The organism is Nocardia sp. NPDC059691, assembly GCF_042733915.1.
Lineage (GTDB): Bacteria > Actinomycetota > Actinomycetes > Mycobacteriales > Mycobacteriaceae > Nocardia > Nocardia sichangensis.
In genome coordinates, this window is record NZ_JBHWFB010000001.1 from 179,217 (window position 1) to 204,891 (window position 25,675).

At 69.7% G+C, this 25,675-nt stretch carries 15 protein-coding genes; 9 read left to right on the forward strand and 6 right to left on the reverse strand.

Annotated elements, in window-relative coordinates; genetic code table 11:
• On the reverse strand, positions 1–3,686 hold a 3,686-nt coding region (locus tag ACFV2O_RS00905), incomplete at its 3' end, for an IniB N-terminal domain-containing protein (protein WP_379249214.1).
• Positions 3,687–3,984: 298 nt separating this feature from the next.
• On the opposite strand from ACFV2O_RS00905, the gene ACFV2O_RS00910 reads away from it, so the two are divergent.
• The 6 genes from ACFV2O_RS00910 (at position 3,985) to ACFV2O_RS00935 (ending at position 13,479) form a co-directional block, all read left to right on the forward strand.
• Complete coding sequence (locus ACFV2O_RS00910; RefSeq protein WP_379249216.1) at positions 3,985–5,772, forward strand: Hsp70 family protein; 1,788 nt, start codon at positions 3,985–3,987, stop codon at positions 5,770–5,772.
• Positions 5,765–8,338 (forward strand): LuxR C-terminal-related transcriptional regulator, encoded by a 2,574-nt coding sequence (locus ACFV2O_RS00915; RefSeq protein WP_379249218.1) that lies wholly within the window; start codon positions 5,765–5,767, stop codon positions 8,336–8,338. Before ACFV2O_RS00910 ends, ACFV2O_RS00915 begins: the two co-directional genes overlap by 8 nt.
• Before the next feature lie 47 nt (positions 8,339–8,385).
• Positions 8,386–9,495 carry a hypothetical protein gene (locus ACFV2O_RS00920; protein WP_379249220.1) on the forward strand — a complete coding sequence of 370 codons (1,110 nt, stop codon included), beginning with the start codon at positions 8,386–8,388 and terminating at the stop codon, positions 9,493–9,495.
• A 163-nt stretch (positions 9,496–9,658) separates the two neighbouring features.
• Positions 9,659–11,017: a S1 family peptidase gene (locus ACFV2O_RS00925; protein WP_355071471.1), complete on the forward strand. Its 1,359-nt coding sequence runs from the start codon at positions 9,659–9,661 to the stop codon at positions 11,015–11,017.
• Positions 11,018–11,129: 112 nt separating this feature from the next.
• Positions 11,130–12,455 (forward strand): trypsin-like serine protease, encoded by a 1,326-nt coding sequence (locus tag ACFV2O_RS00930; protein ID WP_379249222.1) that lies wholly within the window; start codon positions 11,130–11,132, stop codon positions 12,453–12,455.
• 136 nt (positions 12,456–12,591) lie between these two features.
• A complete protein-coding gene (locus ACFV2O_RS00935) occupies positions 12,592–13,479 on the forward strand; it encodes an NRDE family protein (RefSeq protein ID WP_364424709.1) in 888 nt (295 codons plus the stop codon).
• Positions 13,480–13,550: 71 nt separating this feature from the next.
• Here the strand turns inward: ACFV2O_RS00935 and ACFV2O_RS00940 are convergent, their stop codons facing one another.
• Positions 13,551–14,267 (reverse strand): hypothetical protein, encoded by a 717-nt coding sequence (locus tag ACFV2O_RS00940; RefSeq protein WP_355071465.1) that lies wholly within the window; start codon positions 14,265–14,267, stop codon positions 13,551–13,553.
• 460 nt (positions 14,268–14,727) lie between these two features.
• Between ACFV2O_RS00940 and ACFV2O_RS00945 the strand changes: the two genes are divergently transcribed.
• The gene (locus tag ACFV2O_RS00945; RefSeq protein WP_379249225.1) at positions 14,728–17,850 is read left to right on the forward strand and encodes a (Fe-S)-binding protein; all 3,123 of its coding nucleotides are present in this window, start codon (positions 14,728–14,730) and stop codon (positions 17,848–17,850) included.
• Positions 17,851–18,013: 163 nt separating this feature from the next.
• Here ACFV2O_RS00945 and ACFV2O_RS00950 read toward each other — a convergent pair whose 3' ends face one another.
• From ACFV2O_RS00950 to ACFV2O_RS00960, 3 genes are all read right to left on the reverse strand, one after another.
• A complete protein-coding gene (locus ACFV2O_RS00950) occupies positions 18,014–19,162 on the reverse strand; it encodes an acyl-CoA dehydrogenase family protein (protein WP_379249227.1) in 1,149 nt (382 codons plus the stop codon).
• A complete protein-coding gene (locus ACFV2O_RS00955; protein WP_379249229.1) occupies positions 19,162–20,391 on the reverse strand; it encodes an acyl-CoA dehydrogenase family protein in 1,230 nt (409 codons plus the stop codon). The genes ACFV2O_RS00950 and ACFV2O_RS00955 overlap by 1 nt, the downstream gene beginning before the upstream one ends.
• Before the next feature lie 148 nt (positions 20,392–20,539).
• A complete protein-coding gene (locus tag ACFV2O_RS00960) occupies positions 20,540–21,079 on the reverse strand; it encodes a YdcF family protein (protein ID WP_379249231.1) in 540 nt (179 codons plus the stop codon).
• A gap of 145 nt (positions 21,080–21,224) precedes the next feature.
• Between ACFV2O_RS00960 and ACFV2O_RS00965 the strand changes: the two genes are divergently transcribed.
• Positions 21,225–22,547, forward strand: coding sequence for a UDP-glucose dehydrogenase family protein (locus tag ACFV2O_RS00965; RefSeq protein WP_379249233.1), 1,323 nt, complete (start codon positions 21,225–21,227; stop codon positions 22,545–22,547).
• A 196-nt stretch (positions 22,548–22,743) separates the two neighbouring features.
• Positions 22,744–24,006, forward strand: a complete 1,263-nt coding sequence (locus ACFV2O_RS00970; RefSeq protein WP_379249235.1) for an Hsp70 family protein — start codon at positions 22,744–22,746, stop codon at positions 24,004–24,006.
• Positions 24,007–24,056: 50 nt separating this feature from the next.
• Here ACFV2O_RS00970 and ACFV2O_RS00975 read toward each other — a convergent pair whose 3' ends face one another.
• The gene (locus ACFV2O_RS00975; protein WP_379249237.1) at positions 24,057–25,334 is read right to left on the reverse strand and encodes a YibE/F family protein; all 1,278 of its coding nucleotides are present in this window, start codon (positions 25,332–25,334) and stop codon (positions 24,057–24,059) included.
• Positions 25,335–25,675: the final 341 nt, after the last annotated feature.

Consider the following 25,675-nt stretch of genomic DNA (forward strand, 5'->3'; position numbering starts at 1 on the left):
CTCGACAGACCCGCACCCGCGCTGCCCGCAGCGCCGAGACCGGTCGACAAGCCGGTCTCCAAGCCCGAACCAGCCGCACCCTCGATTCCGGTGGAGAGACCGGAGGCCGCGTGCGAACCGACGCCGATACCGCTGTCCAGACTCGAACCGAGATGCGCTCCCGCGCTGGACGCGCCTTCCAGACCACTCGACAGACCCGCACCCGCGCTGCCCGCAGCGCCGAGACCGGTCGACAAGCCGGTCTCCAAGCCCGAACCAGCCGCACCCTCGATTCCGGTGGAAAGTCCGGAGCCGAGTCCCGCACCGGCTTCAGCGGCCGTGCCCAGTCCGGCCGACAAACCCGAAGCGAGTCCGGCACCCGCGTGAGTTCCCGCATCGAGCCCAGCCGAAAGCCCCGAAGCGAGTCCGGTACCCGCCTGAGCTCCCGCATCGAGCCCAGCCGAAAGCCCCGAACCCAGCCCCGCACCTGCCTGCGCACCGCCGTCGATGGCACCGGTCAGCCCGGCTCCAAGGCCGGTATCGGCGTGTGCCCCACCGCCCCCGCCGGTGGACAGGGCCCCACCGAGGCCGGTGGACAAGCCCGTCTCCAGGCCGCTCGCCCCGTGGACTCCGGCGTCGAACGCCCCGCCCAGACCGGTCCCGAGACCCGCACCGGCCTGCCCGCCGGTGTGCAGGGAGCTGTCCAGTCCGCCGCCGAGCTCCGCTCCGGTGTTCACGGCCGCGCCGAGACCCGTCGCGAGTCCGGTCTCCAGGCCCGCCGTCGCCTGCGTTCCGAGGCTTCCGGCACCACCGAGGCTTCCGGCACCACCGATGGCAGAGGAGAAGTTGCTTCCGAGTCCGGCGGCCAGGTTGCCGGAACCCTCTGCGGCGGTGTCGATTCCGCCGGTGAGCCCGGTCGTCGCCTGCCCGGTGGCATCGAGCGCGCCTCCAAGCCCGGTCTCCAGACCCGACCCGATCTGCGCACCCGCGTCGGCCGCCCCGTGCAACCCGGTAGACACCCCGGCGCCGAGACCGGCACCCGCCTGCGCACCGCTGCCGAGAGCCGCGTCCAAACCGGTGGTCACCCCACCGGCCCCGTTCACCGCGCCCTCCAGACCCGCACCCGCGGCGCCCCCGAGATTCGCACCCAGACCGTTCGACGCATCGACAGCACCGTTCAGACCCGCACCAAGACCCGTCGCGGCGCCAGCGGAACCATCCACAGCGCCTCCAAGATTCGCGCCCAAGCCGGTCGTCGCATCAACAGCACCCCCGAGACCCGCACCAAGCCCCGTAGCGGCACCCGCAGCACCCTCCAGACCCGCACCAACACCAGCGGTCAAATCCGTAGCAGCGCCAGCGTAACCCTCCACAGCACCTCCCAAGCTCGCACCCAAGCCGGTCGTCGCATCAACAGCACCACCGAGACCCGCACCGACGCCCGCGGTCAAATCCGTAGCAGCGCCGGCGGAACCACCCACAGCACCCCCGAGACCCGTGGCGGCACCCGCAGCACCCTCCAGACCCGCACCGACACCAGCGGTCAAATCCGTAGCGGCACCAACCGAACCATCCACAGCACCTCCCAAACTCGCACCCAAGCCGGTCGTCGCATCGACAGCGCCGCCGAGACCCGCACCGACACCAGCGGTCAAATCCGTAGCAGCGCCGACGGAATCATCCACAGCGCCTCCGAGGTTCGCGCCGAAGCCGGTTGTCGCGTCGAGAGCGCTCTCGAGACCCGCGTTGAGATCGGTGGCGGCACCCGCAGCGCCCTCCAGACCCGCACCGAGCCCCGTCGTGGCATCGACCGCACCCCCAATGCCCGCACTAAGGCCAGTCGTCGTATCAACGGCCCCTTCGAGGCCTGTACCCACGCCGGTACCGAGATCCGCCACCCCGCCGATCGCGCTCTCGAGGCCTGCGGTCAGATCGGTCGCCGCACTCGCGGCTCCGCCGATTCCCGCCCCCAGACCCGTGCTGACATCAGCCACACCACCCAAGCCCGCGCCGAGGCCGGTCGTCGCATCGACAGCACCGTTCAGCCCAGCGCCCAGACCTGCACCCGCCTCTGCGCCGGCACCCAACGCCGCATCCACACCCGTAGCCAAGCCACCCGCCGCATCGACAGCTCCCCCCACACCCGCACCGAGACCGGTCGTCGCATCAACGGCACCCTCCAGGCCCGCGCCGACACCGGCACCGAGCCCCGCGGTCAGATCAGTGGCTGCACCCGCAGCTCCCTCGAGACCTGCGGCGACATCAGCCGCACCACCAACCGCGCCGCCCAAGCCCGCGCCGAGACCGGTCGTCGCATCGACAGCTGCCCCGACACCCGCGCCGAGCCCCGCGGTTACGTCGGTCGCCGCGTCCAGACCACCCTCCAGGCCCGCGCCCACACCGGTGGTGAGGTCCACCGCACCACCGACCGCGTTGTCCAGACCCGCGCCGAGGCCGGTCGTCGCATCGACAGCGCCCCCGAGACCGGCACCCAGGGCCGAGGTCACATCGGTCGCCGCGCCCAGACCACCTTCCAGGCCCGCGTTCAATCCCGCGGAGATGTCCGTGGCACCCTGCACAGCGCCTTCCAGACCGGCACCGACACCCGTCGTGATGTCCGCCGCGCCACCGATGGCGGTTTCCAGGCCCGCGCCGAGCCCGGTCGTCGCGTCGACAGCACCGCCGATACCCGTACCGAGACCGGCAGCGAGATCAGCACCCGCCTGCACACTGCCGCCGATACCCGCGGTCAGGTCGGTTGCCGCGTCCACCGCGCCTCCCAGGCCCGCGCCGAGCCCGGTCGTCAAACCGGTCGTCGCGTCGATCACACCGCCGAGGCCGGCGCCCGCCTGCGCACCCGCGCCCAAAGCGGCGTCCAGGCCCGTGGTCAGACCGGCTGCAGCGTCCACCGCGCCTTGCAGCCCCGCACCGAGTCCGGCACCCAGGTCCGCTGCCCCGTTCACCGCGCCTTCCAGCCCGGCGCCCAGTCCCGCTGCCCCGTTCACCGCGCCTTCCAGCCCGGCGCCCAAGCCCACCGCCGCGTCTGCCGCGCCTTCCAGGCCCGCGCCGAGGCCGGCGCCCGCGTCTATGCCGGTGGAGAGGCCGGTCTCCAGGCCGGCGGCGATGTCGCCCAGCCCTTGGGCGTCGGCGTTCAGGTCGAGGCCCGCGCCGATACCGCTGATCACCTGAGCGCCCGCGCCGAGCAGGCCGCCCACGGCGGCGGACAGGTCGGCGCCCGCGTTCACCACGGTCTCGAGGCCCGCCGCCAGCCCCGCGCCCAGACCTGCGCCGAACTCCAGGCCGGTTTCGATCGCGGTGTTCAGTCCGGCACCCACATCCACGCCCGTACCGACACCGAGGTCGACGTCGAGCCCGCCACCCGCACCGGCACCCAGGTCCACGCCGAGATCGGTGCCGAGGTCGACTCCGGCATCCGCCACCGCCGCCGCGCCCACGGTGCTGGCCGCACCGATCGCGGCGGCCGTGCCGGTCTGCGCGCCCGCGGCCACGATGGACTGCAACTGGGAACCGCCGGTGACCAGAGCCGACTCGGCGACCATCGGGGCGCAGAGGGCGATGTCCTCCGGCGTCACCGCGCTCAGGCCTGCGGCGGCCAGCGCCTGGGTGGGGTTGGCGCAGTAGGCGACCGCGGCCTCTTGGTTCCGCAGCAGACCGAGGATGAACTCCAGAATCGCGTTGGGTGTCATGAGAATCTTCTCCTGAGTCCCGGCGGACCTCGCTGATCCGCAGTCGTTGGAATGCAAATCACGCTAGGAGCGCATCGCGTTACGCCGAAACGGGGCGGACCCCTATGACCGGCCGGGGCCGCCGGATAGGGGTGGGAGCGAAATTAGGGGAATTTCCCTAAACGTCCCCCTAACGAAGTAACGGCGGATGGCCAGCAACCGACAGAACGGTTGCGTCGGCAACCACAACGCCCAGCGCACGATCTCGGACATGCAGCAGCGACACCGGAACAGACAGCTTCTCGAACGGGGTTCTCGAATGACACAGCGCCTGGCGCTCGGCATCAGTGTCGGAGCGTCGAATTCGGTCGCCGTGGCGGCAACGGAGGATGGCGACGACGGCCTCGGCCGGTCCGGCGGCGGCTACCTACGCTCGCATCCGAGCGTGCTGCGGCTGTCGCCGGACATGGCGCCCATGCTCGGCGCGGGCGCCGGCTCTACCGGCCGCCATTCCAGCGACGTTCTGCTGGAAGGCTTCCTCGCCAGGGTCGGCGACCCGGTCGGCATCCTCGCCGAGGACGGCTCATCTTATTCCGCCCCCGACCTGGTGGCGACCTCGATCGGCTGCCTGGTCGACGAGATCGCCGCCGAGAGCGGCCCGAGCGGCGTTCAGGCGACGGTCGCCTGCCACCCGGCTTGGTGGTCGCGGCACACCGTCGACGTCCAGCGCGACGCCCTCGAGCGGGCCGGACTCGGCGAGGTGACGCTGGTGCCGGAGCCCACCGCCGCGATCCGCTGGCTCGACGCCGCGCACGGCAGGGCCGACGACGGCGCGGTGATCGTCCTCGATCTCGGCGCGACCGGCTCGACCGTCTCGGTGGTCCGTACCGGCGAGCACGCCAGCTTGCTCGGCACACCGTTGCGCAGCACCGACGTCGCCGGCGCGGAATTCGATCTGCTGACCATGCGCTATGTCCTGGCTAATGCGGTGCTCGCCGCGGATTTCGATCCGTTCGATCCAATGGTGGAACGCGGATTATCGGCATTGCGCGAGCACTGCAGGAAAGCGAAAGAAGAGCTTTCCATAAATACCGCGACCGTTGTTCCGGTGCGTGTGGACCCCGCGGATCCGCAAGGCAGCACCGTGCGTCTGGTGCGCGGTGAACTGGAAGACCTGCTGCGCGGACCGCTGCTGAGTGCGATGGACCTGATCCGCGACGCGGTGCACCGCGCCGGGCTCGATATCGGCGACGTCGGCCGCGTCCTGCTCACCGGAGGAGGAGGCGCCATACCGTTGGTCGCCGAACTCGTCTCCTCCGAGTTCGGATTGCCGGTCGTGGCGGCCCCGGATCCCGAGCACACCACGGCACGCGGCGCGGCGCTGCTGGCCGCCGATCTGCTCGCCGCCGAGACCGACCAACTCCCCATGGTCGATCCGGTGGTCGAGGACGAGACCGTGCCGCAGCCCCGAGCGCTGCCCTCGGCGGGACTGGCGGCGCTCCCGGAGGAGCCGCCTGCGCGCAGGCGCGCACTGATCAGCAGGCAGCGCATCGCGGTGGTAGCCGGTATCGCGGCCGCCATCGGCCTGCTGGCGACCGGCACGCTCGCGATCGGCACCAGCATCCAGTCCGGCCAGGACAGCCCCGCCTCGACCGAGCAGTCCGGCACCGGCGCCGTCCAGGTCGCCGCGACGACGGGCGCGCAAACGGGCACGGAATCCGCATCTTCCGGTGTCGCCGCCACGGACTCGGCGAGCGCCACCGGCCGACCGCGGGCAAGGAACGAGGCGCCGCAGGCCGGTTCGCCTTCGTCCGCAGCTCAGGGCACGACCGCGGCCGTGGTGAAGAGCGAACAGAATCCCGATCAACCTGCCCCCGCGCCCGCTGTGGACTCCCCGGCGCAGCAACCCGCGCCGCAGCCGCAATCTCAACAGCCGTCTCCTGCTCCCGCGCCCGCACCGGCGCCGACCATCCCACCCGCGCCGACCCAGCAACAGCCCCGGCCTACACCGCCGACCGCCCCGAGCCTGCCGACCGGCGGGCTGGGCGACACCCTCGGCACGGTGCTGCGCGCTCCCGGAGAGATCCTGGGAGGCTCCGGTGGCTGATACCGCCTTCGACACCCTCCCCTGCGCCCGCGACATCTTCCGCGATCTGGATTCCGCCGACGACCAACCGGTGGTCTACCTGATCCGCGGCCGGTCCCAGACCGGCAAGTCGACGCTCCTCGCGGAGATCCGGGCTCGTCTGCGCGCCCGCGGCGTCCCGTTGCAGGACGACATCGCCGCGCTCCAGCACGCGCATGCGCGCAACGGCGCGCACCCCGTGCACCACACGACGAGCACCGCGGGCGTGACGACCGACATAGCCCGCCCCGCGCTGATCATCGACAATGCCCACACGCTTGGCCGACTCGATCTCGAATACCTCTGCGCCGCAGTGGAATCCGGACATCGAACGATGGTGATCGCCGCGCAGCCGCGCCCGCACGACCCGCGGCTGCGGATGCTCGCCGACGCCGTCGCCCGGCGTGGTCGCGTGGTCGACCTGCGCCCGCTGGGCGTCGCGGACATGGCGCCGTTCGCCCGAGAACTGGGCATGATGGTGCCGCGTCAGGTCGCGCAGCACATTCATGTGCAGACCGCGGGTATCCGCGGCGGCGTGGTGGCCGCGCTCACAGCCGCCTGCTCGGCGCGTCTGGACGCGGGCATCACCGCCGTCGACACGGCCGTCGCCGCGTGGGCGCGCGGGTTGCTGGACAACCTCGCGCCCGACCTGCTGGAGACCCTGGTTGTCGCCACGACGGGCACCGGCCTGGATTCCAGCGAGCTCACCGAGGTGCTCGGCGTGGAGCAGGCCGTCGCGCAGGATCTCATCGACCGAGCAAGGGCCAGCGCCCTGGTGACCGACGCCGACCTGCTGCTGGAACCCGCCGTTGCCCCACTGCGCACGCTGCTCGGCGACCGCAGGTTCGTCGCGGTCGAGCGCCGGTTGCTCGGCGCCCGGCTGGAGGCGGGCCTGCTGCGCGACCGCACCGCCTTGCAATTGGCCGAGTCCGGCGTCCGCGATCCGCGGCTCGCCTCCTTCCTCGTCGACGCCGCAGAGCAAGCCGGTCGCGACGCGGTTCGCTATTACGCCGCGGCGGCGGCCGCGGGTGCGGAACTGGATCTGATCGCGCTGCGCTGGGCCGAGGCGGCCGCCAGGACCGGCGACGGCGAGACCGCCATGCGCCTGGCCGAGCCGATGCTGGCACGGTCGGGCAGCACGGGCGCGGAACTCGCTACAGCGGTGCGGATCTGCGCGGCGGTGCTCACCCGCCGCGGCCTGGTCGGTCGCGCGGCGCAGCTGTACACCTGGCTCGGAGGGCATCGGGTCGGCCCGGACTGGGCCGTCGGCGCCACGGTGTTGTGCCTGGCGGGCGACGTGGCAGGCGCGCGGGAGATGTCCTCCTCGGCGACGAAGTGGCCGCCTACCGAAGCGGGCGCGCACGCGCGGCTGATCGCGACCGCGCTCTCGGACACCATCGAACCGGGCAACAACACCGCCGCGGCGGTATCGGCGCTGGTCCAGGCCGCCCACGCGGACGCCGGCGTGGACCGCTTCCTGCCTTGCACGGCGGCCTCCATCGCCGCGCTGCTCTCGCTCGGCACCGGCGAGCCCCGCCGCGCCCAGGACGCGTTGCGGCGAGCCACGGCGAGCGGCCTGCGCTGCCATCAACTCGACGTGCTCGCGGCTTGGACGGCGATGCTCGGCGGCGACGAGCGCGCCGCCGCGGCCACCGTGGCCGCGCTCGACCACGATCGGCTCGACGTCCGCGACCGCCTGCTCGCGCACGGCGTCGCGGTCGGTCTCGCCCGGCGCAGCGGCGACCACACCGCGCTGGCCCGTGCGTGGCAGGCGGCGTATCCGCTCTTCGACGACGTGCAGACCGACCTGCTGGCGCTGCTGCCGATCGGCGAACTATGGCTGGCCGCCATCCGGATGCGCGACGAACGACGGATCGCGCCATTGGTGGACGCCGCGCTGGCGCTGCTGCGTCGCTTGGACGATCCGCCCGCGTGGTCCAACGCCTTCCACTGGTACGGCGTGCAGGCCGCGATCGCCCACGAGAGCCCCGAGGAGCTGTTGCCGCACGCGCGCGCGTTGAAAGCCGCGGCCGAGGCGGGTGACCGGCACGCCGCCGTACTCGCCGACGCGGGCCGTACCTGGGTGCTGGTGCTGCGCGGCCAGGTGGTCAGCGCGCCGGTCCACGCGGCGGTCGCCGCTCTCACCGAAATCGGCATGACCTGGGACGGCGCCCGGCTGGCCAGCGAGGCGGCGCTCGCGGCGCCCGACTCGGCGACGGCCACCGCGCTGCTCAAACTGGCCCGCACGGTTCGCGCCGACGCCCGTCCGCAGGAGCCGCAGGCTCGGCAGGCGGCCCCGGCCGCGCACAACGGCGACACCCCGCCGCCCGTGCCGCCGCAGGCCGCGATTCTCAGCGAACGGGAACGCGAAGTGGCCGAGCTGGTTCTGCTCGGGCTCACCTATCGGGAGATCGGTGCGCGCCTGTACATTTCGGCGAAGACGGTCGAGCACCACGTCGCGCGCATCCGACGCCGGGTCGGTGCCCGTTCCCGTTCGGAGTTATTGTCGATGCTCCGCGCCATGGGACACGGTTCGCTTCTGGTGTGACCGGGTGCGGTTCCGTCAGCGGGAACGCCGAAGCGAGGTAGGTGAGGATGGCCACTGGGGTTGGCCTGCGCGTCGCCGACGACGAGTGCACGGCGGTCATCGTCACCGACGGTGACGAGCAGCCGGAGTACATCGTCCGGGAGTCGGTACTGCACATGTCCGAGGACGGTGACGCCGAATTGGGCGGTCCCCCGCCCACGGAGGAGTCCCACTCGATCAGCGGCTTCGTGGCCGCCGTCGGCGACCCGGCGGGTATCCCCGTCGACGACGGTGAGGCGTACCGCGCCGAAGACCTCGTCGCGACCGCCCTGTTCTGCCTGATCAACCTGGCCGCCGAACATCTCAGCGGAGCGGCCGAGTTCTACGCGACGCATCCGGCGGACTGGCCCGCCGAGCAGGTGCGTTCGCTGCGTGACGCGCTGGACTACCTCGGTCTGCGCTCGGTGCTGCTGGTCAGCGAGGGTGAATTGCCCAGCGCCCAAACCGGAGCCGATGGAAGATCGTTCGCCCACGACGCGGCCAGAGGGGCACTGGCGGCGGTGCTCGCCACTCCGGCGGGGGCCACCCCGCCGGACCCGTCCACCGCGGAGAACTCGACGGTGGACACCATCGTCATCCCCGCCGTGCCCGCCGCCGAGGCGCAGCCGCAGGCGTACTCGGCGGCCATGCCGATCGCCGAGCCGATCGCGGCCACCGAAACGAAGCAGGTCGAGCAGCAACCACAGCCGGCGGTTCCAGCGCGGCAACCGAAACGCACGCCGCTGGTGATCGCGGGCGCCGCGGCGATCGGCCTGGTGCTCGGCGGCATCGTGGTGGCCATGCTGCTGCGCGACGGCAGCGAGACGCCGGTGCCGCCGCTGCCCGACGCCAAGTCCGAGCCGACGTCGGTGCTCCCGGCCCCGCCGCCGGTCGTGACCACCACGGCGACCACCACCACCGAGACGCCCGAGCCACCGGTGGTGACCGAGACCACGACGCCCGAACCGACCACAACGACGCCGGAACCGACGACCACGACGCCGCCCACCACCACGCCGACCACCACTCCCACCCGGACTTCGACGACGCGGACCACCACGCCCACGACCAATCCGTTCGGTCAGCAGCTGCCGCAGATCCCGACCATCCCCGGAATGGGAATACCGGGTAGTCGGTGATTAGTAGCGTCCTTCCCGGGTTTGTGGCTTAGAGTGTTGCGCTGACCGGGTTGTCGGATGATTTTCCACACACCGGTCGGTTGCTGGACGAAGACTGTGTGCCAACGGTTTCTGCCCGTGGCCACGGATTTAGCTGGCACGTGCGTGCCGACGAAGGGACTTCATGCGCAAGTTGGTGGCGCGTCGCGCCGCGGTCAAAGCTGTCGCCATCGCATCGACCGTTCTCCTGACTCCCTTGTTCGGCACGACCACCGCCTCGGCGGTACCCGAAGCACCGGCGCAGCTGGCCGCGGACAATCTCCCTCCGGAACTCGTGCAGGCCATCGCGCGGGATCTGAAGATGACCCCGACGGAATACCTGGACCGCGCCGCGCGCGCCCAGCAGCTGCGTGACTACGCGCGCGGATTCCGTTCGGAGCGGCCGGATTCCTACGCGGGCGCCTGGATCGGCGCCGACGGCAAGCCCGTCATGGCGGTCACCTCGCTGGACGCCGCCAAGATCGCCGCGGCCGACGGATACCAGACCCGGCTGGCCCCCGTGTCTGCGGACAGCCTGGAAGGCTCGCTGGTGCAGCTCAACCAGTGGATCACCGGCCTGCCGCGCGAGATCTCGCAGGCGATCAACTCCGTGGCCATCGACTTCCTGAACAGTCAGCTGGTGCTCAGCGTCGCCAACACGCCCGCGGGTCACATGCTCAACCTGCCGACGCTCCTGGCCAACATCAAGGTCATCCTGTCGCCGAACAGCGGCGGACCGGTCGAGCGCAGGCCGATGGGCGGCGACACCTACATCAGTGCACCCGGTTCGCTCCAGGACTCGTCGCTGCGCGCCGTCGACGTGTGCTCGTTCGGGTTCAACAGCGTCGACGCCTCCGGCAACGCGCTGAACATCAGTGCGGGCCACTGTGATCCGAACCTGGGCAAGGGCAACCAGGAGGCGGGCGTCTACCTGCCGAACGTCCGGGACATCCCGGCCAGCCCCGAACTGGGCACCTTCGTGCGCGCCTCGCTGGGCGGACAGTCCGCGCTGGACTACTCGGTGATCAAGCTGAACGAGCGCGCGGTGCGGGCGGGCATGGACCAGCCCTCGGTGCGCGGCGCCAACGGCACCACGCTGGCGATCACCGGCACCGCCGACCCGATCACCGGCGCCCCGGTCTGCAAGTCCGGTCAGTCGTCCACGTTCACCTGCGGCTTCGTCGTCGCCGACCGGGTGGAGACCCAGCTCTACACCGCCGAGGGAGAGAGCAAGACCGTGCGCGGCTTCGCCAGCTCGGCCTGCACGCTCGGCGGCGACAGCGGCGGCGCGATCGTGTCCGGCACGCTGGCGCTGGGCATCACCAGTGGCTCCAACGCCGCGGACGCGCCGAACTGCAACGAGGCCAACGTCGCGCTCGCGCAGTACGGCGGCACCGCGTCCCTCGGCATCCCGATCCGGGCGATCCTGGCCGACATCGACGCCTCCTCCGGCGGCGGAATCGGCAGCGGAATCAGCGTGCGCACCCGGCCGAACGCGAGCTGAGCGCGCACCCGCGTGGTGTGGCGATCGGCATACTCCCGGTCGGAGGGCTATGAGCGAGTCGGGAACCACAAGATGAGTAGGCATCCCGCGTCAAACCCCATATAGTCTGCTCATGCTCCTGCCACGTATAGGACCTCCCCGATCGACTGCGCGACAGACCGTAATCCGAAAGACAGTGATCGCCGCCTCGGCGGCGATACTGCTGTTCGGGCCCACGGCGGCAGTAGCGACGGCTCAACCCGACCATGCTCCCGGTCTGCCCGCCGAGCTGGTCGCCGCGGTGACCCGCGATTTGAAGATCTCGCCCGACGAGTACCTGCACCGCGCGGAGCTGGCGCAGCAGGTCGCCGCGTTCGCCACCACCGCCCAGCGGCAGTACCCGGCCGTGTTCGGCGGCTCCTGGCTGGATGACGCGGGCAAGGCGGTCGTGGCGCTGGCGCAGGGCCCCGGCGCCGACGAGGCGAAGAAGGCCGCGGAGTCGGCCGGTTTCGAGGTCCGTAACGTCGCCAAGAGCGAAGCGGCCCTGCGTGGCGAGAAGAGCGCGTTCGAGCGCTGGCTGGAGGGTCAGCCGGAGTCGGTGCGGTCGCTGGTGCGCGGCGCGGTGGTGGACACCGTGAACAACGCGATCGCGGTCCGCGTGGACCAGGTGGGTCTGCCGATGCCGAACTTCATCGACCCGGCGCGCGTCATCGTGATGGCCCCGCCGGTGGCGGGCGAGCAGGGCACTCTCCAGGCCGGTGACATCGCGGGCGACGCGCGCGGCGCGCTCGCGGGCGGCGACGGCTACGCCTCGGTCGCCGGACGCAGCTCGCTGCGCTGCTCGCTCGGCTTCAACGGCACCGACCGCAACGGCAACACGGTGAACATCACCGCGGGCCACTGCAACCCGGACATCCCGTCCGCGGGTAGCGGCAACGCCGCGGGCGTCTACGAGATGAACGGCGACCGCCTGGGCGCGCAGCTCGGCGTCTTCCAGAAGTCGGTGCTCGGCGAGCAGGACTACTCGATCATCCGGATCAACGACCAGGCCAAGGACCGCTTCGCCAACAACGGCGTTCGTGCGCCCGGCGCGGCTCCGATTCCGGTCGACGGCGTGGCGACCCCGGTGGTCGGCGCTCCGGTGTGCAAGTCCGGTGCGCGCACCGGCTTCAGCTGCGGCGTGGTCAACGCCGTCGACCAGACCGTGCAGGTCGGCGACCGGGAGCTCACCCAGAGCTTCTCGGCCAACATCTGCGCGCTGCCCGGCGACAGCGGCGGCCCGATCGTGACCGGCCGGTTGGCGCTCGGCATCTCCAGCGCGTCGTCGGTGGCCGACTACCCGATCTGCGAGATCCCGAACCTGATCGGCGCGCTCACCGGTAACGTGCCGCAGCTGTTCGCGCAGCCGGTGCACGTGGTGCTCTCCGACAACCCGGGACTGCGCGTACGCACCAACTGACCGCGGGAACGCGCGAAAGGCCGGCAGCGTCGAGCTGTCGGCCTTTCGCCGTCTCAGGGGCTTTCCACTGCCCTTACGCGGCCCGCAGGGGGAAACGCCACATGGCATGCGGTAGCGGTCCGGCATCCTGGACCGCATGTGTTTGGTGTTGATCGGCTGGCGCGCGCACCCGGAATACCGGTTGATCGTGGCCGCCAACCGGGACGAGTTCTATACCCGGCCGACCGAGTCCATGCGTTGGTGGCCGGAAGCGCCCGGTCTGCTCGCCGGACGCGACACCGGGGCGATCGGCCGGGCGGAGGGCGAACCGCCCGGCACCTGGCTCGGCCTGAGCACCCATCCGCACGCCGACAATCGCTTCGCGGCCGTCACGAACGTGCGAAATCCCGCCGATCAACGTCTCGATGCCCGTTCCCGTGGCGCGCTGCTGATGGATTTTCTGCGCGGCGCGTCCGACCGCGGTCCGGCGGGCGAGTTCCCCGGGCCGGAGAAGTACGTGCTCGACGTCGCCGCGGGACCCGACGACTACAACGGCTACAACTTGGTGGTCTCCGACCTGCGCACGCTGTGGTGGCATTCCAATCGCAGCGCCGCGGAACCGCGCGAACTCGCCGCGGGCTTCCACGGGCTCTCCAACGGCACATTCGTCACGTCGGCTGGTCCGAGCCTGGCGGAAACCGATCTGATCGCTCCACAGCCCATCTGGCCCAAGATCCGGGCGGGTGTGCGCGGACTGCGCGAGGTCGTGCGCACCGAGCCCGGTGCGGTGGACCGCTACTTCGAAGTGCTGGCCGACCGCACCGAAGCCGCTGACGACGAACTTCCGCGCACCGGCGTCCCGTACGAGATGGAGCGGGCGCTGTCGGCCAGGTTCGTCGCGCACACCGTGCACGGGACCAGGGCGAGCACGGTGCTGGTCGTCCGCGAGGACGGGACGTTCGAAATGGTGGAGCGCTCGTTCGGCACGCTGGGCGAGGAACTGGGCGAGAACGTCGTCCGCGGCCTGCTGGATCTGACCGGGTAAACGACCGGCGGCCCGCCCTCCGAAAGGAGAGCGGGCCGCCGAGAATCCGACGAGCGGGTGAGACCGAGGGCTTACTTCGGCTCGCTCGGCTTGTCCGCCCACTTGGTGGTGCCTTCCGGCGCCTGCAGCGTGTTGATCAGGTCGATACCCGCGACAGCGAGCATCGGTCCGCCGACCGCCACGGTGCCGAGGATGCCGCCGATGCCCGCGCCCGCGATCGCGGCCGGGATGCAGCCGACGCCGAGGAACGGCAGGCCGAGGATGCAGCCGATCACCGCACCGCCGATGACGCCGACGGCGGTGCCGAGGAAGCCGCCGACGGCGGTCGCGATGCCGAACTGGCTGGCGAACTCGTTCTGCGCGCGCTGGTTCTCGATCGGCGAGGCGATCGGCTGCGCCACGACGTTGACCGCGTTGGCCGGCTTGTCCTTGGGCACGGTGACACCCTGCTCAGGCGTCAGCTCGAGCACCGTGTTGTCTTCCTTCACGATCGGCTTCACCGGGACGACGGTGTCGGCGACCTTGAAGGCGATCGGCAGTGTGAGGACCGCGTTGCCCTGCGAATCCTTGATCCGGTAGACGTCGTCTTCCTTGACGTCCTCGGACGACTTGGCCAGCTCGAATGTTCCCCCCTTGAGCGTCGTCACGACGGTCTTCTCCACCAGCTTGACCGAGTACCGGATCGGGTCGGGCGTAGCAGCGGCCGGCTCGGCATGGGCGGTCCCCAGTCCGATGGTCATCGCACCGATGACCATCGCGGCCGCCGCGGTGGTTCTGCGGAGTTTCAATTCAGTTTCCAATCCATCATCAGGTCGTGCGTTACCGCTGGTCTTCAGCACGCGAGAGCTCTGTACAGCAAATCCGGGTGGTCGGCTCCGGATCCTCCCCGAGCGGTGTGAAGACGGTTGTGGCAATCAGAACGTCGTGAGCCTAATAGAACGCCGCGTTTTAAGCGAGATCCCTTATCAGGCATGGGGACTAAGCCAATCCTTACCGACTGGACGGAATGCTTCGCCGTTTACGGTGGTGGTCGACCACTCGCCAGCGCGATCTGGGCAATTTACTGTGACATTCATCACAGGTAAATAGAGGGTCAAGCCCCAGCATATGGGGCTATAGCCCAAAAGCCCGATCGTACGATGGACATGGTTGTTACTGGCGGGTAACTTGCTGCCGGTTAGGATACGAGCCAACCGAGGCGGTAGCAGAACCAGCCGCGCTCGTTGTGCCTCTAAAGAAAGGTCGCACATGAATGCCCTGACAGTGACGCTGGGCACGATTGGGGCGGCGCTCAGCCTCCTGTGTTGGGCGTCGTTCATCGGCGGCGTCCGCAATATCGCGCGCGCCATCATGATCGGACAGCCCGCGCCGGACCGTTGGCGGCCCTTCTTTCCGCGCTTCAAGCAGATGCTCGTGGAGTTCATCGCGCACACGCGGATGAACAAATTCCGCACCGTCGGCTGGGCGCACTGGCTGGTGATGATCGGCTTCATCGGCGGAGCCATGCTGTGGTTCGAGGCGTACGGGCAGACGTTCGACCCCGCGTTCCACTGGCCGATCATCGGCAACCTGGCGATCTACCACCTGTGGGACGAGATCCTGGGCATCGGCACCGTGGTCGGCATCCTCACGCTGATCATCCTGCGGCAGCTCAACCACCCGCGTCTGCCGGAGCGTCTTTCCCGGTTCAGCGGTTCCAAGTTCGGCCCGGCCTACGTCATCGAGGCGATCGTGCTGCTCGAGGGCCTCGGCATGATCTTCGTGAAGGCGGGCAAGATCGCCGCCTACGGCCACTCCGACCCGGCCACCGACTTCTTCACCATGCAGGTGGCGAAGCTGCTGCCCGCGAACACCACGATGGTGGCGCTGTTCGCTTTCGTGAAGCTGATGTCCGGCATGGCGTTCCTGTACTACGTCGGCCGCAACGTCACCTGGGGCGTGGCCTGGCACCGGTTCTCCGCGTTCTTCAACATCTACTTCAAGCGTGAGGACGACGGCGGCGTCGCGCTGGGCGCGGCCAAGCCGATGATGTCGAAGGGCAAGCCGGTCGACATGGAGACCGCCGACCCCGACACCGACACCTTCGGCGCGGGCCGGATCGAGGACTTCTCCTGGAAGGGCTGGCTGGACTTCACCACCTGCACCGAGTGCGGTCGCTGCCAGTCGCAGTGCCCCGCCTGGAACACCGGCAAGCCGCTGTCGCCGAAGCTGCTGATCATGTCGCTGCGCGACCACGGGTACGCCAAGGCCCCCTACCTGCTGGCCGGTGGCCGCAAGGACATGGGTGGCGACGAGGTCGGCCTGGTCGACGCCGAGGGCAACCCGAACGAAGCGAAGCTCGCCAAGATCTCGGAGGCCGCCAAGGCCGAGGCCGAGCGGCCGCTGGTCGGCGGCGAGGACGTGGGCGGCATCATCGATCCCGAGGTGCTGTGGAGCTGCACCACCTGCGGCGCGTGCGTCGAGCAGTGCCCGGTGGACATCGAGCACGTCGACCACATCATCGACATGCGCCGCTACCAGGTGCTGATCGAGTCCGAGTTCCCGTCCGAGCTCGCGGGCCTGTTCAAGAACCTGGAGAACAAGGGCAACCCCTGGGGCCAGAACGCCAAGGACCGGCTCAACTGGATCAACGAGCTCGATTTCCAGATCCCGGTCTTCGGCCAGGACGCCGACAGCTTCGACGGCTACGAGTACCTGTTCTGGGTCGGCTGCGCGGGCGCCTACGAGGACCGCGCCAAGAAGACCACCAAGGCGGTCGCCGAACTGCTGGCCACCGCGGGCGTGAAATTCATGGTGCTCGGCGCGGAGGAGACCTGCACCGGCGACTCCGCTCGCCGCGCGGGTAACGAGTTCCTGTTCCAGCAGCTGGCCCAGCAGAACATCGAGCTGCTGAACTCGGTGTTCGAGGGCGTCGAGGATCGCAAGAAGAAGATCGTCGTCACCTGTGCGCACTGCTTCAACGCGCTGAACAACGAGTACCCGCAGGTCGGCGGCAACTACGAGGTCGTGCACCACACTCAGCTGCTCAACCGCCTGGTGCGGCAGAAGCAGCTGGTCCCGGTGGCCTCGGTGTCGCAGAACGTCACCTACCACGACCCTTGCTACCTGGGTCGGCACAACAAGATCTACAACGCGCCGCGTGAGCTGATGGCCGCGTCCGGCTCCAACCTGGTCGAGATGCCCCGGCACGGCGAGCGATCCATGTGCTGTGGCGCCGGTGGCGCGCGAATGTGGATGGAGGAGCAGCTCGGCAAGCGCGTCAACATCGACCGCGTGGACGAGGCGCTGACCACCTCGCCCGCGAAGATCGCGACCGGCTGCCCGTTCTGCCGCGTGATGCTGACCGACGGCGTCACCGCCCGCCAGGAGAAGGGTGAGGGCGAAGGCGTCGAGGTGGTGGACGTCGCCCAGCTGATGCTGGACGCCATCGAGCGCGTCGAGCCCGCGGTGCTGACCGAGAACCTGACCGTCATCCAGGAGCCGAAGGCGCCCGAGGCGGAGCCCGAACCGGAGCCGGAGCCCGAACCCGCCCCGGCCGCCGAAGCTCCCGCCAAGGCCGCGCCGACCGGCGGCGGTCTGGCCATGAAGGGCCCGGCGAAAGCGCCCGGTGGCGGCGGTCTCGCCATGAAGGGCCCAGCCAAGGCACCCGTTGGCGGACTCGGCATGAAGGGCGCGGCCAAGGCGCCCGGCGCCAAGGCTCCCGCCGCGGAAACGGCGGAGGCCGAGGCCACGTCGGCGCCTGCCGCTCCGGTCAAGGGTCTGGCCATGAAGGGCCCCGCGAAGGCGCCCGGTGGTCTGGGGATGAAGGGCGGAGCCAAGGCACCCGGTGCCAAGGCCGCCGCGGCGCCCGCCGCCGAAGCCCCGGCCGAGGCTCCCGCGACCGAAGCCCCCGCGGCCAAGCCGGCCAAGGGATTGGGCATGAAGGGCGGCGCGAAGGCGCCCGGTGGTGGTCTCACCATGAAGGGCGCGGCCAAGGCTCCCGGCGCGAAGGCCCCGGCAGCCGAGGCAACGGCCGTCGAGACGGCTACGGAACCGGCCGAAGCCACGACCGCAGCCGCGCCGACCGAGACCAAGCCCACGGTGCCCGCCAAGGGTCTGGCCATGAAGTCGGGCTTCAAGCGGCCCGGCCCCAAGGCCCCCGGCAAGGCAACCCCGGCACCGGCCCCGAAGGATGCGGCTCCCACCGAGCCAGCTCCGGTGGAGCAGGCCCCCGCCGCGGAAGCCCCTGCGGCAAAGCCCGAACCCGCTGCCGAACCGGAGCAGACCAACGGTGCGAGCGGCAACGGCGCACCCGAAGTCGCGCCGCCCAGCGCCAAGCCCGGCGGTCTCGGCTTCAAGGCCGGTGCGAAAGCGCCGGGCCGCAAGAGCTGAGCCCACAACAACTCCATACCGACATCGGCCGGGTCCGCGAACGGACCCGGCCGAGTCATATCAGGAGCAGGTAGACGCCAGGAGCAAGCCACAGCGGTGAAAGCGGCCCAGAACCCGCCCGACCGGTCCGGCCGAGGCTGCGAGCCCCGGCCGGAGACTCGAACTACGGCCTGGTCAGTGCCGCGTAGCGAGCGAGATGTTCGTCGGTGGAGCCGAATTCGTGCTCGATCACGGTGAGCCGCTTGAAGTAGTGGCCGATGGCCAGCTCTTCGGTCATGCCCATCGCGCCGTGCAGTTGCACGGCGTTCTGCCCGATGAACCGCGCCGCCCTGGCGACGGTGACCTTCGCCGCCGAGACGGCGCGGGCCCGGTCGCCTGCGGAGGCGCGCAGGGAATGGACGACCAGATGGACCGCCGCGATGGCCTGCTCGAGTTCGATGTACATGTCGACCATGCGATGTTGCAGTACCTGGAAGCTGCCGATCGGCTGGCCGAACTGCTCGCGCTGCTTGGCGTAGTCGATGGTGTCGGCGAGCACTTTGCGCATGCAGCCGACCGCCTCGGCGCAGATCGCCGCGGTCGCTTCCGCGATGGTCGGCTCGATGACCGTCCAGCCGTCGGACTCCGTGCCGAGCAGCGCGTCGGAGGGCAGACACAAGCCGGTGAACACGAGATCGGCGGCGGTCCGGTCGTCGATGGTGCGGTAGGCGTGCACCTCGACTCCGGCGGGCGGAGCGCTCGCGTCGAATTCGAGCCGGAACAGCGAGATACCTGCCTTGTCGCGCCGTTCGCCGGATGTGCGCGCGGTGATCACCAGGTCGGTGGCCAGCGGTGCGCTGGTCACCACGGTCTTCGCGCCGTCGAGCACCCAGGTGTCGCCGTCGCGGCGGGCGGTGGTCGACACGTCGTGCAAAGCGTGTCCCGATGACGGTTCCAGCGCGGCGAACGCGATGCGCGCGTCACCGGACACGATCCGGCGCAGCAGGGCGTCGGCCTGCTCGCCACCGGAACGCTCGAGCAGACCGGCGCCGAGCACGACCGTGTCCACGAACGGCTCGACCACCAGTGCGCGGCCGAGTTCCTCGGCTATCACCATGAGTTCGACGGGGCCGCCGCCGGTGCCGTCCACCCGCTCGGGCAGGGTCGCGCCGAGGATGCCCAGTTCGTCGGCGAAACCGCGCCAGATCGCGGGCTGCCAGCCCGTCTCCGATTTCGCCGCCGCACGGCTCTTCTCCAGGTCGTAGCGGGCGCCGAGATATCCGGCGATCGCGGAGCGGAGCATTTCCTGCTCGTCGGTAAGCGTGAAGTCCATCAGAGTCCCAATGCTGCTTTGGCGAGGATGTTTCGCTGAATCTCGTTGCTGCCCGCGTAGATCGAGCCCGCTCGGTCGTTGAAGTACTTCAGCGGCGCGACGGCCTGCCAGTCCGCGCCGCTGCGGTAGCCGTCGGCGGGCGGCGTGAACTGGGCGATCGGGCCACCCGGCTTGGTGGCGTGCGGCTGGTAGACGCGACCGCGCGGACCCGCGGCCTCCAGCGCCAGCTCGGTGAGCTTCTGGCTGAGTTCGGTGCCGAGGATCTTCAGGATGGAGGACGCCGGGCCCGGGTTCTTCCCCTGCGCCATCGCGGAAATCGTGCGATATTCCAGGATTTCGAGCACCTCGGTGCGGATCCGCAAGTCCGCCAGCTTCGCCGCGAACGCGCGGTCGTCGATCAGCAGGTTGCCGTCCGGGCCGGGCTGCCGCGCCGCTTCGGCGGCGATGTCCTGGGCCATGACCTGCAGCCACGGCGCGGCCGCTCCGCCCCGCTCGTGCACCAGCAGGTACTTCGCGACGGTCCACCCGTTATCGATCCGGCCGAGCACATTGGTCTTCGGCACTCGCACGTTGTCGAAGAAGACCTGGTTCTGCACCTGCTCGCCCGAGGTCATCACCAGCGGCCGGATCTCGATGCCCGGCGCGGTCATGTCGATGAGCAGGAACGTGATGCCCTGTTGTTTCTTGCCCGTGCGCGAGGTGCGCACGAGGCAGAAGATCCAGTTCGCCTCGGTGGCGTGGGTGGTCCAGATCTTGCTGCCGGTGCATACGAAGTCCTCGCCGTCGTCGACGGCGGCCATGGCCAGCGCGGCCAGGTCCGATCCGGCCTCGGGCTCGGAGTAGCCCTGGCAGAAGAAGACCTCGCCAGTGAGGATGCGCGGCAGATAGAACGCCTTCTGTTCCGGGGTGCCGAACGCGATGATGGCCGGGGCCACCATCCTGATGCCCATCGGCGACAGCGCGGGTGCGCCGGCCAGCGCCGATTCCCGCTGGAAGATGTAGTGCTGGGTCAGGCTCCAGTCGCATCCGCCGTGTTCCACCGGCCAGGCGGGCGCCGCCCAGCCGCGCTCGTGCAGGATGCGCTGCCATTCCGTGCTCGCCTCGTGGTCGGGATACACGCTCGTCGCCAAGCGCCCGGCCCGCCGCAACTCCGGCGTCAGCTTCGCTTCGAGGAATCCGCGCACCTCGTCCCGAAACGCCAGATCCTCCGCTGACCAGTCGTAATCCATCTGCCCTCCCGGAGGGTGTGCACCGTTGCTTCCATGGCGACCATCCCGCCACCACGCGACAGAATGTACGGCTGTCTCTTTCACCGAGTCAAACTGAAGTCATATGCCCGCACATCCTCCACCTGGTGCGACCGGCACTCCGAGTGCTTCAGCAGTCCTCGAAGAAGGCCTTCAGGTAGCCCACCGATTGGTAGACGTAGTCGTAGGCCCAGCGGGGGATGGAGAGGGCGGGTTCGGGGTCGGCGAAGAGGAGTTCTCCGTCCCAGCACCTCTGCAAGACGTAGCGGGCTCGAGAGATGTGGGGGGTGAAGGTGACGACGATGACCCGGTGCCAATTGTGGGCGCGGGCGAGGCGGGCGAGTTCGCGGCCCTCGCCGCGGGTGGTGCGGGGAGACGGGTCGAAGCACTGCACCTCGAAGCTGTAGCCGCCGTGACAGATGCGGTTCAGCATGGCGCTGTTCTCATAGGGATTGGAGAACACCACTCGTGGCGCGAATCCCTCACGCGCCAAGCGCAGGCCCAGCTGTTCGCGTCCGTCGTGCGCACCGCCGAGCACGAGAACGGCGTCCGCCCGCGCGGGCGGATCGATCCGCGGACGCACGTAGACCGGCCACAGCGCCACCGCGGCGACCACCACCACCACCAGACCGGCACAGAGCCCGGTCCAGGCCAACCGACGACGTCGCACAGGCCGATGCTAGCCGGGTGCCGCGCGAGCATCACGCCAGGTCACGGCGTCCGGATCAGCGACGTCGCCGCATGTACACCTGCTGTTGCCCGGACCCTTGCCTCGCTGACGTGGCGTGGCCATCGGCGGGGCTTACCAATCGATCATGCGATGCACAGTCTTCGGAACCGGGTATCTCGGGGCCACGCACGCGGCGTGCATGGCCGAACTCGGGCACGACGTCATCGGAGTGGACGTGGACCCGGGCAAGGTCGCGAAGCTGTCCGACGGAGTGGTGCCGTTCTACGAACCGGGCCTGGAGGATGTGCTTCGTCGCAACCTCGATGCCGGCCGACTGCGGTTCACCACCTCCTACGCCGAGGCGGCCGCGCACGCCGATGTGCATTTCCTCGGTGTGGGCACGCCGCAGAAGAAGGGTGAGTACGCCGCCGACTTGAAATACGTGCACGCGGTGGTCGATACCCTCGCCCCGCTGCTGGAACGTCCCTCGGTGATCATCGGCAAGTCGACGGTTCCGGTCGGCACGGCGGACGCGCTGGGAGCCCGCGCTCGCGCGCTGAGTTCCACCGACGTCGAGGTGGCGTGGAATCCGGAATTCCTCCGAGAAGGCTTCGCGGTCAAGGACACCCTGCGGCCGGACCGATTGGTCCTCGGAGTCGACCGGGAGCGCGCCGCCGCCGGGTGGGTCGAGGATCTGGTGCGCGAGATCTACGCCGACCTCATCGCCGCCGAGGTCCCGTTCCTGCTCACTGACCTGGCCACAGCGGAATTGGTGAAGGTCTCGGCGAACGCCTTTCTGGCGACGAAGATCTCGTTCATCAACGCGGTGTCGGAGGTCTGCGAAGCGACCGGCGCCGACGTGACCATGCTGGCCGACGCCCTCGGCTACGACGCGCGCATCGGCCGTCGATTCCTCAACGCCGGACTGGGTTTCGGCGGCGGATGTCTGCCGAAGGACATCCGGGCGTTCATGGCCCGCTCCGGCGAACTCGGCGCCGACCATGCCGTCGCCTTCCTACGCGAGGTGGACAACATCAATATGCGCCGGCGGACCAAGGTGGTCGACATGGCCGCCCGCGCCTGCGGCGGCTCACTGCTCGGGGCCAACGTGGCGGTACTCGGCGCGGCGTTCAAACCGGAATCCGACGACGTCCGCGACTCGCCCGCGTTGAACGTGGCGGGCATGATCCAGCTGCACGGCGCCGTGGTGACCGTCTACGATCCCAAGGCGCTGGAGAATTCGTGCCGGGTGTTCCCCACCTTGAACTACGCGACCTCGGTCACCGAGGCGTGCGAACGCGCCGACGTGGTGCTCGTGCTCACCGAGTGGGACGAATTCACCGCGCTGCGCCCGCAAGACCTGGACGGGGTGGTGCGTGCCCGCTCGATCATCGACGGCCGGAACTGTCTCAATCGTGCCACCTGGAGAGCAGCCGGATGGGTGTACGCGGGACTCGGTACACCGTAGAGTTGCGGAGCGAGGCGGGCTACTGCCAGACAGACGACCAGTCCTGCCTTAAGCACAGCTGATCGCCGACGGTAGGGTCCGTCCAGCGGGTCTCCGCCGACGGACGGCGCAGGCTCGCATGTCGTGAAGTGTGAAACGAGATGGGCAGCTGATGAGTTCGGTACTGGGAGTTTCGGTGGGGGCCGGCGCTGTCCGTATGGCGCGACCACACGCCGGAAACCCCCACGGGCATGTCTCCCCGCATTCCTTCGATCTGCAGACCATTCCGGTCGTCGACCAAAGCGTGGAAGAGTTGGCGGCAGAGGCCATCGGAGTCACCCTGGAGGCCACGCCTGGTATCGGCGCCACCGCCATCGCCTACCGCAGTGAGCAGCACGCCCGCGCCATTCGCGCCGCCATGGCGCGTCAGCAGCTGACCAATTACGAACTCGTGCCCGAGATCGCGGCCGCACTCGAGTTCGCGCAGGCCACCGGCGATATCCGGGGCATCTCCTCACTGGTCGTCTACGACCTGGGCAGCTCGGGCCTGACGGTGAGCGTGGTCGACACCCAGACCCGTGAGGTCCGGCACAGCGAGCGCACCAGCGACATCAGCGGCGACTATCTCGACTCGTTGATCCGGGAGCAGCAGATCGCCTCGGGGCGGATCGCGCACCCGCCGAACGCCGCGGGCCTGGCCGCGCTGGACGCGCTGTGCCGCGAGGCCAAAGAGCAGCTCACCACCAACACCGCGGTGGCGTTGCCGAGCGAGCAGGGTTTGGTGCTGCTCGCGCAGGAGAACTTCGAATCGCTGATCATGCTGGCCATCGAGTCGTCCGCGCGCATGGCGCGCGACGTGATCGTGCGCTCGGACCGCCCGGTGCACGGCGTGCTCGCCATCGGCGGTTGCGCCCGGATCCCGTTGGTGGCCAAGGTGCTCGAACGCTGGATGGGCGTGCCCGTCATCGTGCCGGACAGCCCGGAGACCGTGATGGCTCGCGGCGCAGCGCTGCTGGCCAGACCGGTCCGTAAGGAATCGTCAACGGTGGGCGCCACGCTGGACGACGAGCTGTCACCGGCATGGTTGTCGGCTCCCACCCAGCGCGGCAAGCGTGAGATCAGCGGTGCGGTGCTGACCGTCAGCGCGCTGGCCGTGGTCGCCGCGATCGGGCTCGGCCTCGGTTACGGCCCGCAGGTGCTGGAACGGGATTCGCACACCAGCGAAGGATCACCGTCGCTGTCGCCCACCACCACACCGCGCACGACCAGCTTGGACCCGCAGATCGCGGTCGCGCCGGGCACCACGGAATCGCCCGCGCACGAGTCGCTCGCCGCGCCGCCGCCGAACCGGCGGCAGACCACCAGCGAGGCGCCGCCGACACCCGGCCCGAACACCATCGTGGTGCCGGGCCTTCCGCCGATCGTGGTTCCCACGATCCCGCCGGAGGTCTTCCCTTTCCCTCCGCCGCCGCAGCGCTGAGCCGGGCGGCCACACCGCACAACTCCTGAGGAGACGGGAAACGGGGGAGTTCAGACCCTCGCGTGCCGTGCGCGACGCGGGCGCGGCGCGGGGGTTGGTTCCTTGGTCGTGAACGGGCGGGCCAGCAACACCGCGATGCCGGTGGTCAACGGCACCGAGAGCGCCAGCGCGATACCGCCGACCGCCGAGCGCGCGATCTCGATGGCAACGGCGTCACCGGTCAGCACGTCGCGGATGGACCGCCCCGCCACGCTGAACAGCAGCAACAGCGGCAGCGCCCCACCGGCGTAGGCGAGCACCAGCGTGTAGACGGTACTGGCGATGTGGTCGCGCCCCACGCGCATGGCGGCGGCGAAAACCTCGCGCCGGGTGGCCGACTGGTCGATGGCGGCCAGCTCGAACGCGGCCGACGCCTGGGTGATGGTGACGTCGTTGAGCACACCGAGCGAACCGATGATGAATCCGGCCAGCAGCAGTCCGGTGATACTGACGTGCTCGATGTAGGTCGCGACGTTCGTGTTCTGTTCTTCGGAAAGGCCGGTGAGATGGGTCATCTCGATGGTGAGCCAGGACAACGCGGCGGCGAGCAGCATCGAGGTCAGCGTGCCGAGCAGCGCCGAACTGGTGCGCAGGTTCACCCCGTGCGCCAGATACAGCACCGCGTACAGGATCAGGGCGCCCGCGACCAAGGCGACCGGGATCGCCGGTTTGCCGTCCAGCAGGGCGGGCAGCAGGAACAGCACCAGGACGGCGAAGGCGAACACCAGGCCCAGCAGCGCGCGGACGCCACGCCAGCGCGCCACCGCGATGATCACCACGACGAAAGCCACCACGATCAGCGTGAGCGGCAGCCCGCGCGAGTAGTCCTCGAACGAGTACAGCGGCGTCCCGCTGGGATCGGTCTGGCGGACCAGCCGCAGTTCGTCACCGGCGTGCAGGTCGGGTTGTCCTGGGCCCGGTGCGATTTCCAGCAGCGTGCGGTTGCCCTTGTGCGGTCCGGATTCGATCGAGATCAGGCTGCGCTGGCAGGTGTAGGCGTTGTTGCGCGGCGGTTCGGGCTTGTCGACGAAGACCTTGCCCAGTGAAGAGCTGCCGCACGGCCCGATGTCCTGCAGCACCACGGTGCCCGCCTCGGTCTGTACCGCGCCGCCGCCCGCGTTCTGCATCGGCAGCGGGATATCGATGTGCTGCTTGCTCGGCCACAGCGTGATCGCGCCGATGACGACGACGATCCCGATGGCGGTGAGCAGCCCGACGACCACGCGCGCCGCGGTCGCGCCGATCGCGATCGGTCCCGAATGATCGTGGTGATGGTGGTGGTCGCTCACCGCGCTCCTCTGTCCGATGTGTTTGCGCCCGGAGCGAGCCTAAAGGATTTCATTTTCAAGACCGTCGCGGCGGTTACCTAACACAGCGGAGACGCGGTTGATGTGAACCGATCACGAGAAAAAAGGAGTTAGAGGGGGGCGGCGGAGAGCAGGGGGATGTCTCCGCCGCCCGCAGGGCAGGCGGCCCAGGGGGGTAGGCGGCCTAACCCGAGGCCGGATATGCCCAGGGGGGGTAGGCAATCCGACCGGGCACTCTGAGTGCCGAGGACCACTGTACACAAAAGTACTTCTTTTGCGCTAGCTAGTCGCCAAATCCGACGGGTATCCGTACATCGAGTTTG

Excerpts from the sequence above, each read along its gene's own strand:
- ACFV2O_RS00925 (WP_355071471.1), top strand. The coding sequence starts at position 9,659 with ATGCGCAAGTTGGTGGCGCGTCGCGCCGCGGTCAAAGCTGTCGCCATC.
- ACFV2O_RS00935 (WP_364424709.1), top strand. The coding sequence starts at position 12,592 with ATGTGTTTGGTGTTGATCGGCTGGCGCGCGCACCCGGAATACCGGTTG.
- ACFV2O_RS00965 (WP_379249233.1), top strand. The coding sequence starts at position 21,225 with ATGCGATGCACAGTCTTCGGAACCGGGTATCTCGGGGCCACGCACGCG.
- ACFV2O_RS00920 (WP_379249220.1), top strand. The coding sequence starts at position 8,386 with ATGGCCACTGGGGTTGGCCTGCGCGTCGCCGACGACGAGTGCACGGCG.
- ACFV2O_RS00970 (WP_379249235.1), top strand. The coding sequence starts at position 22,744 with ATGGCGCGACCACACGCCGGAAACCCCCACGGGCATGTCTCCCCGCAT.
- ACFV2O_RS00910 (WP_379249216.1), top strand. The coding sequence starts at position 3,985 with ATGACACAGCGCCTGGCGCTCGGCATCAGTGTCGGAGCGTCGAATTCG.
- ACFV2O_RS00955 (WP_379249229.1), bottom strand. The coding sequence starts at position 20,391 with ATGGATTACGACTGGTCAGCGGAGGATCTGGCGTTTCGGGACGAGGTG.
- ACFV2O_RS00930 (WP_379249222.1), top strand. The coding sequence starts at position 11,130 with ATGCTCCTGCCACGTATAGGACCTCCCCGATCGACTGCGCGACAGACC.
- ACFV2O_RS00945 (WP_379249225.1), top strand. The coding sequence starts at position 14,728 with ATGAATGCCCTGACAGTGACGCTGGGCACGATTGGGGCGGCGCTCAGC.
- ACFV2O_RS00950 (WP_379249227.1), bottom strand. The coding sequence starts at position 19,162 with ATGGACTTCACGCTTACCGACGAGCAGGAAATGCTCCGCTCCGCGATC.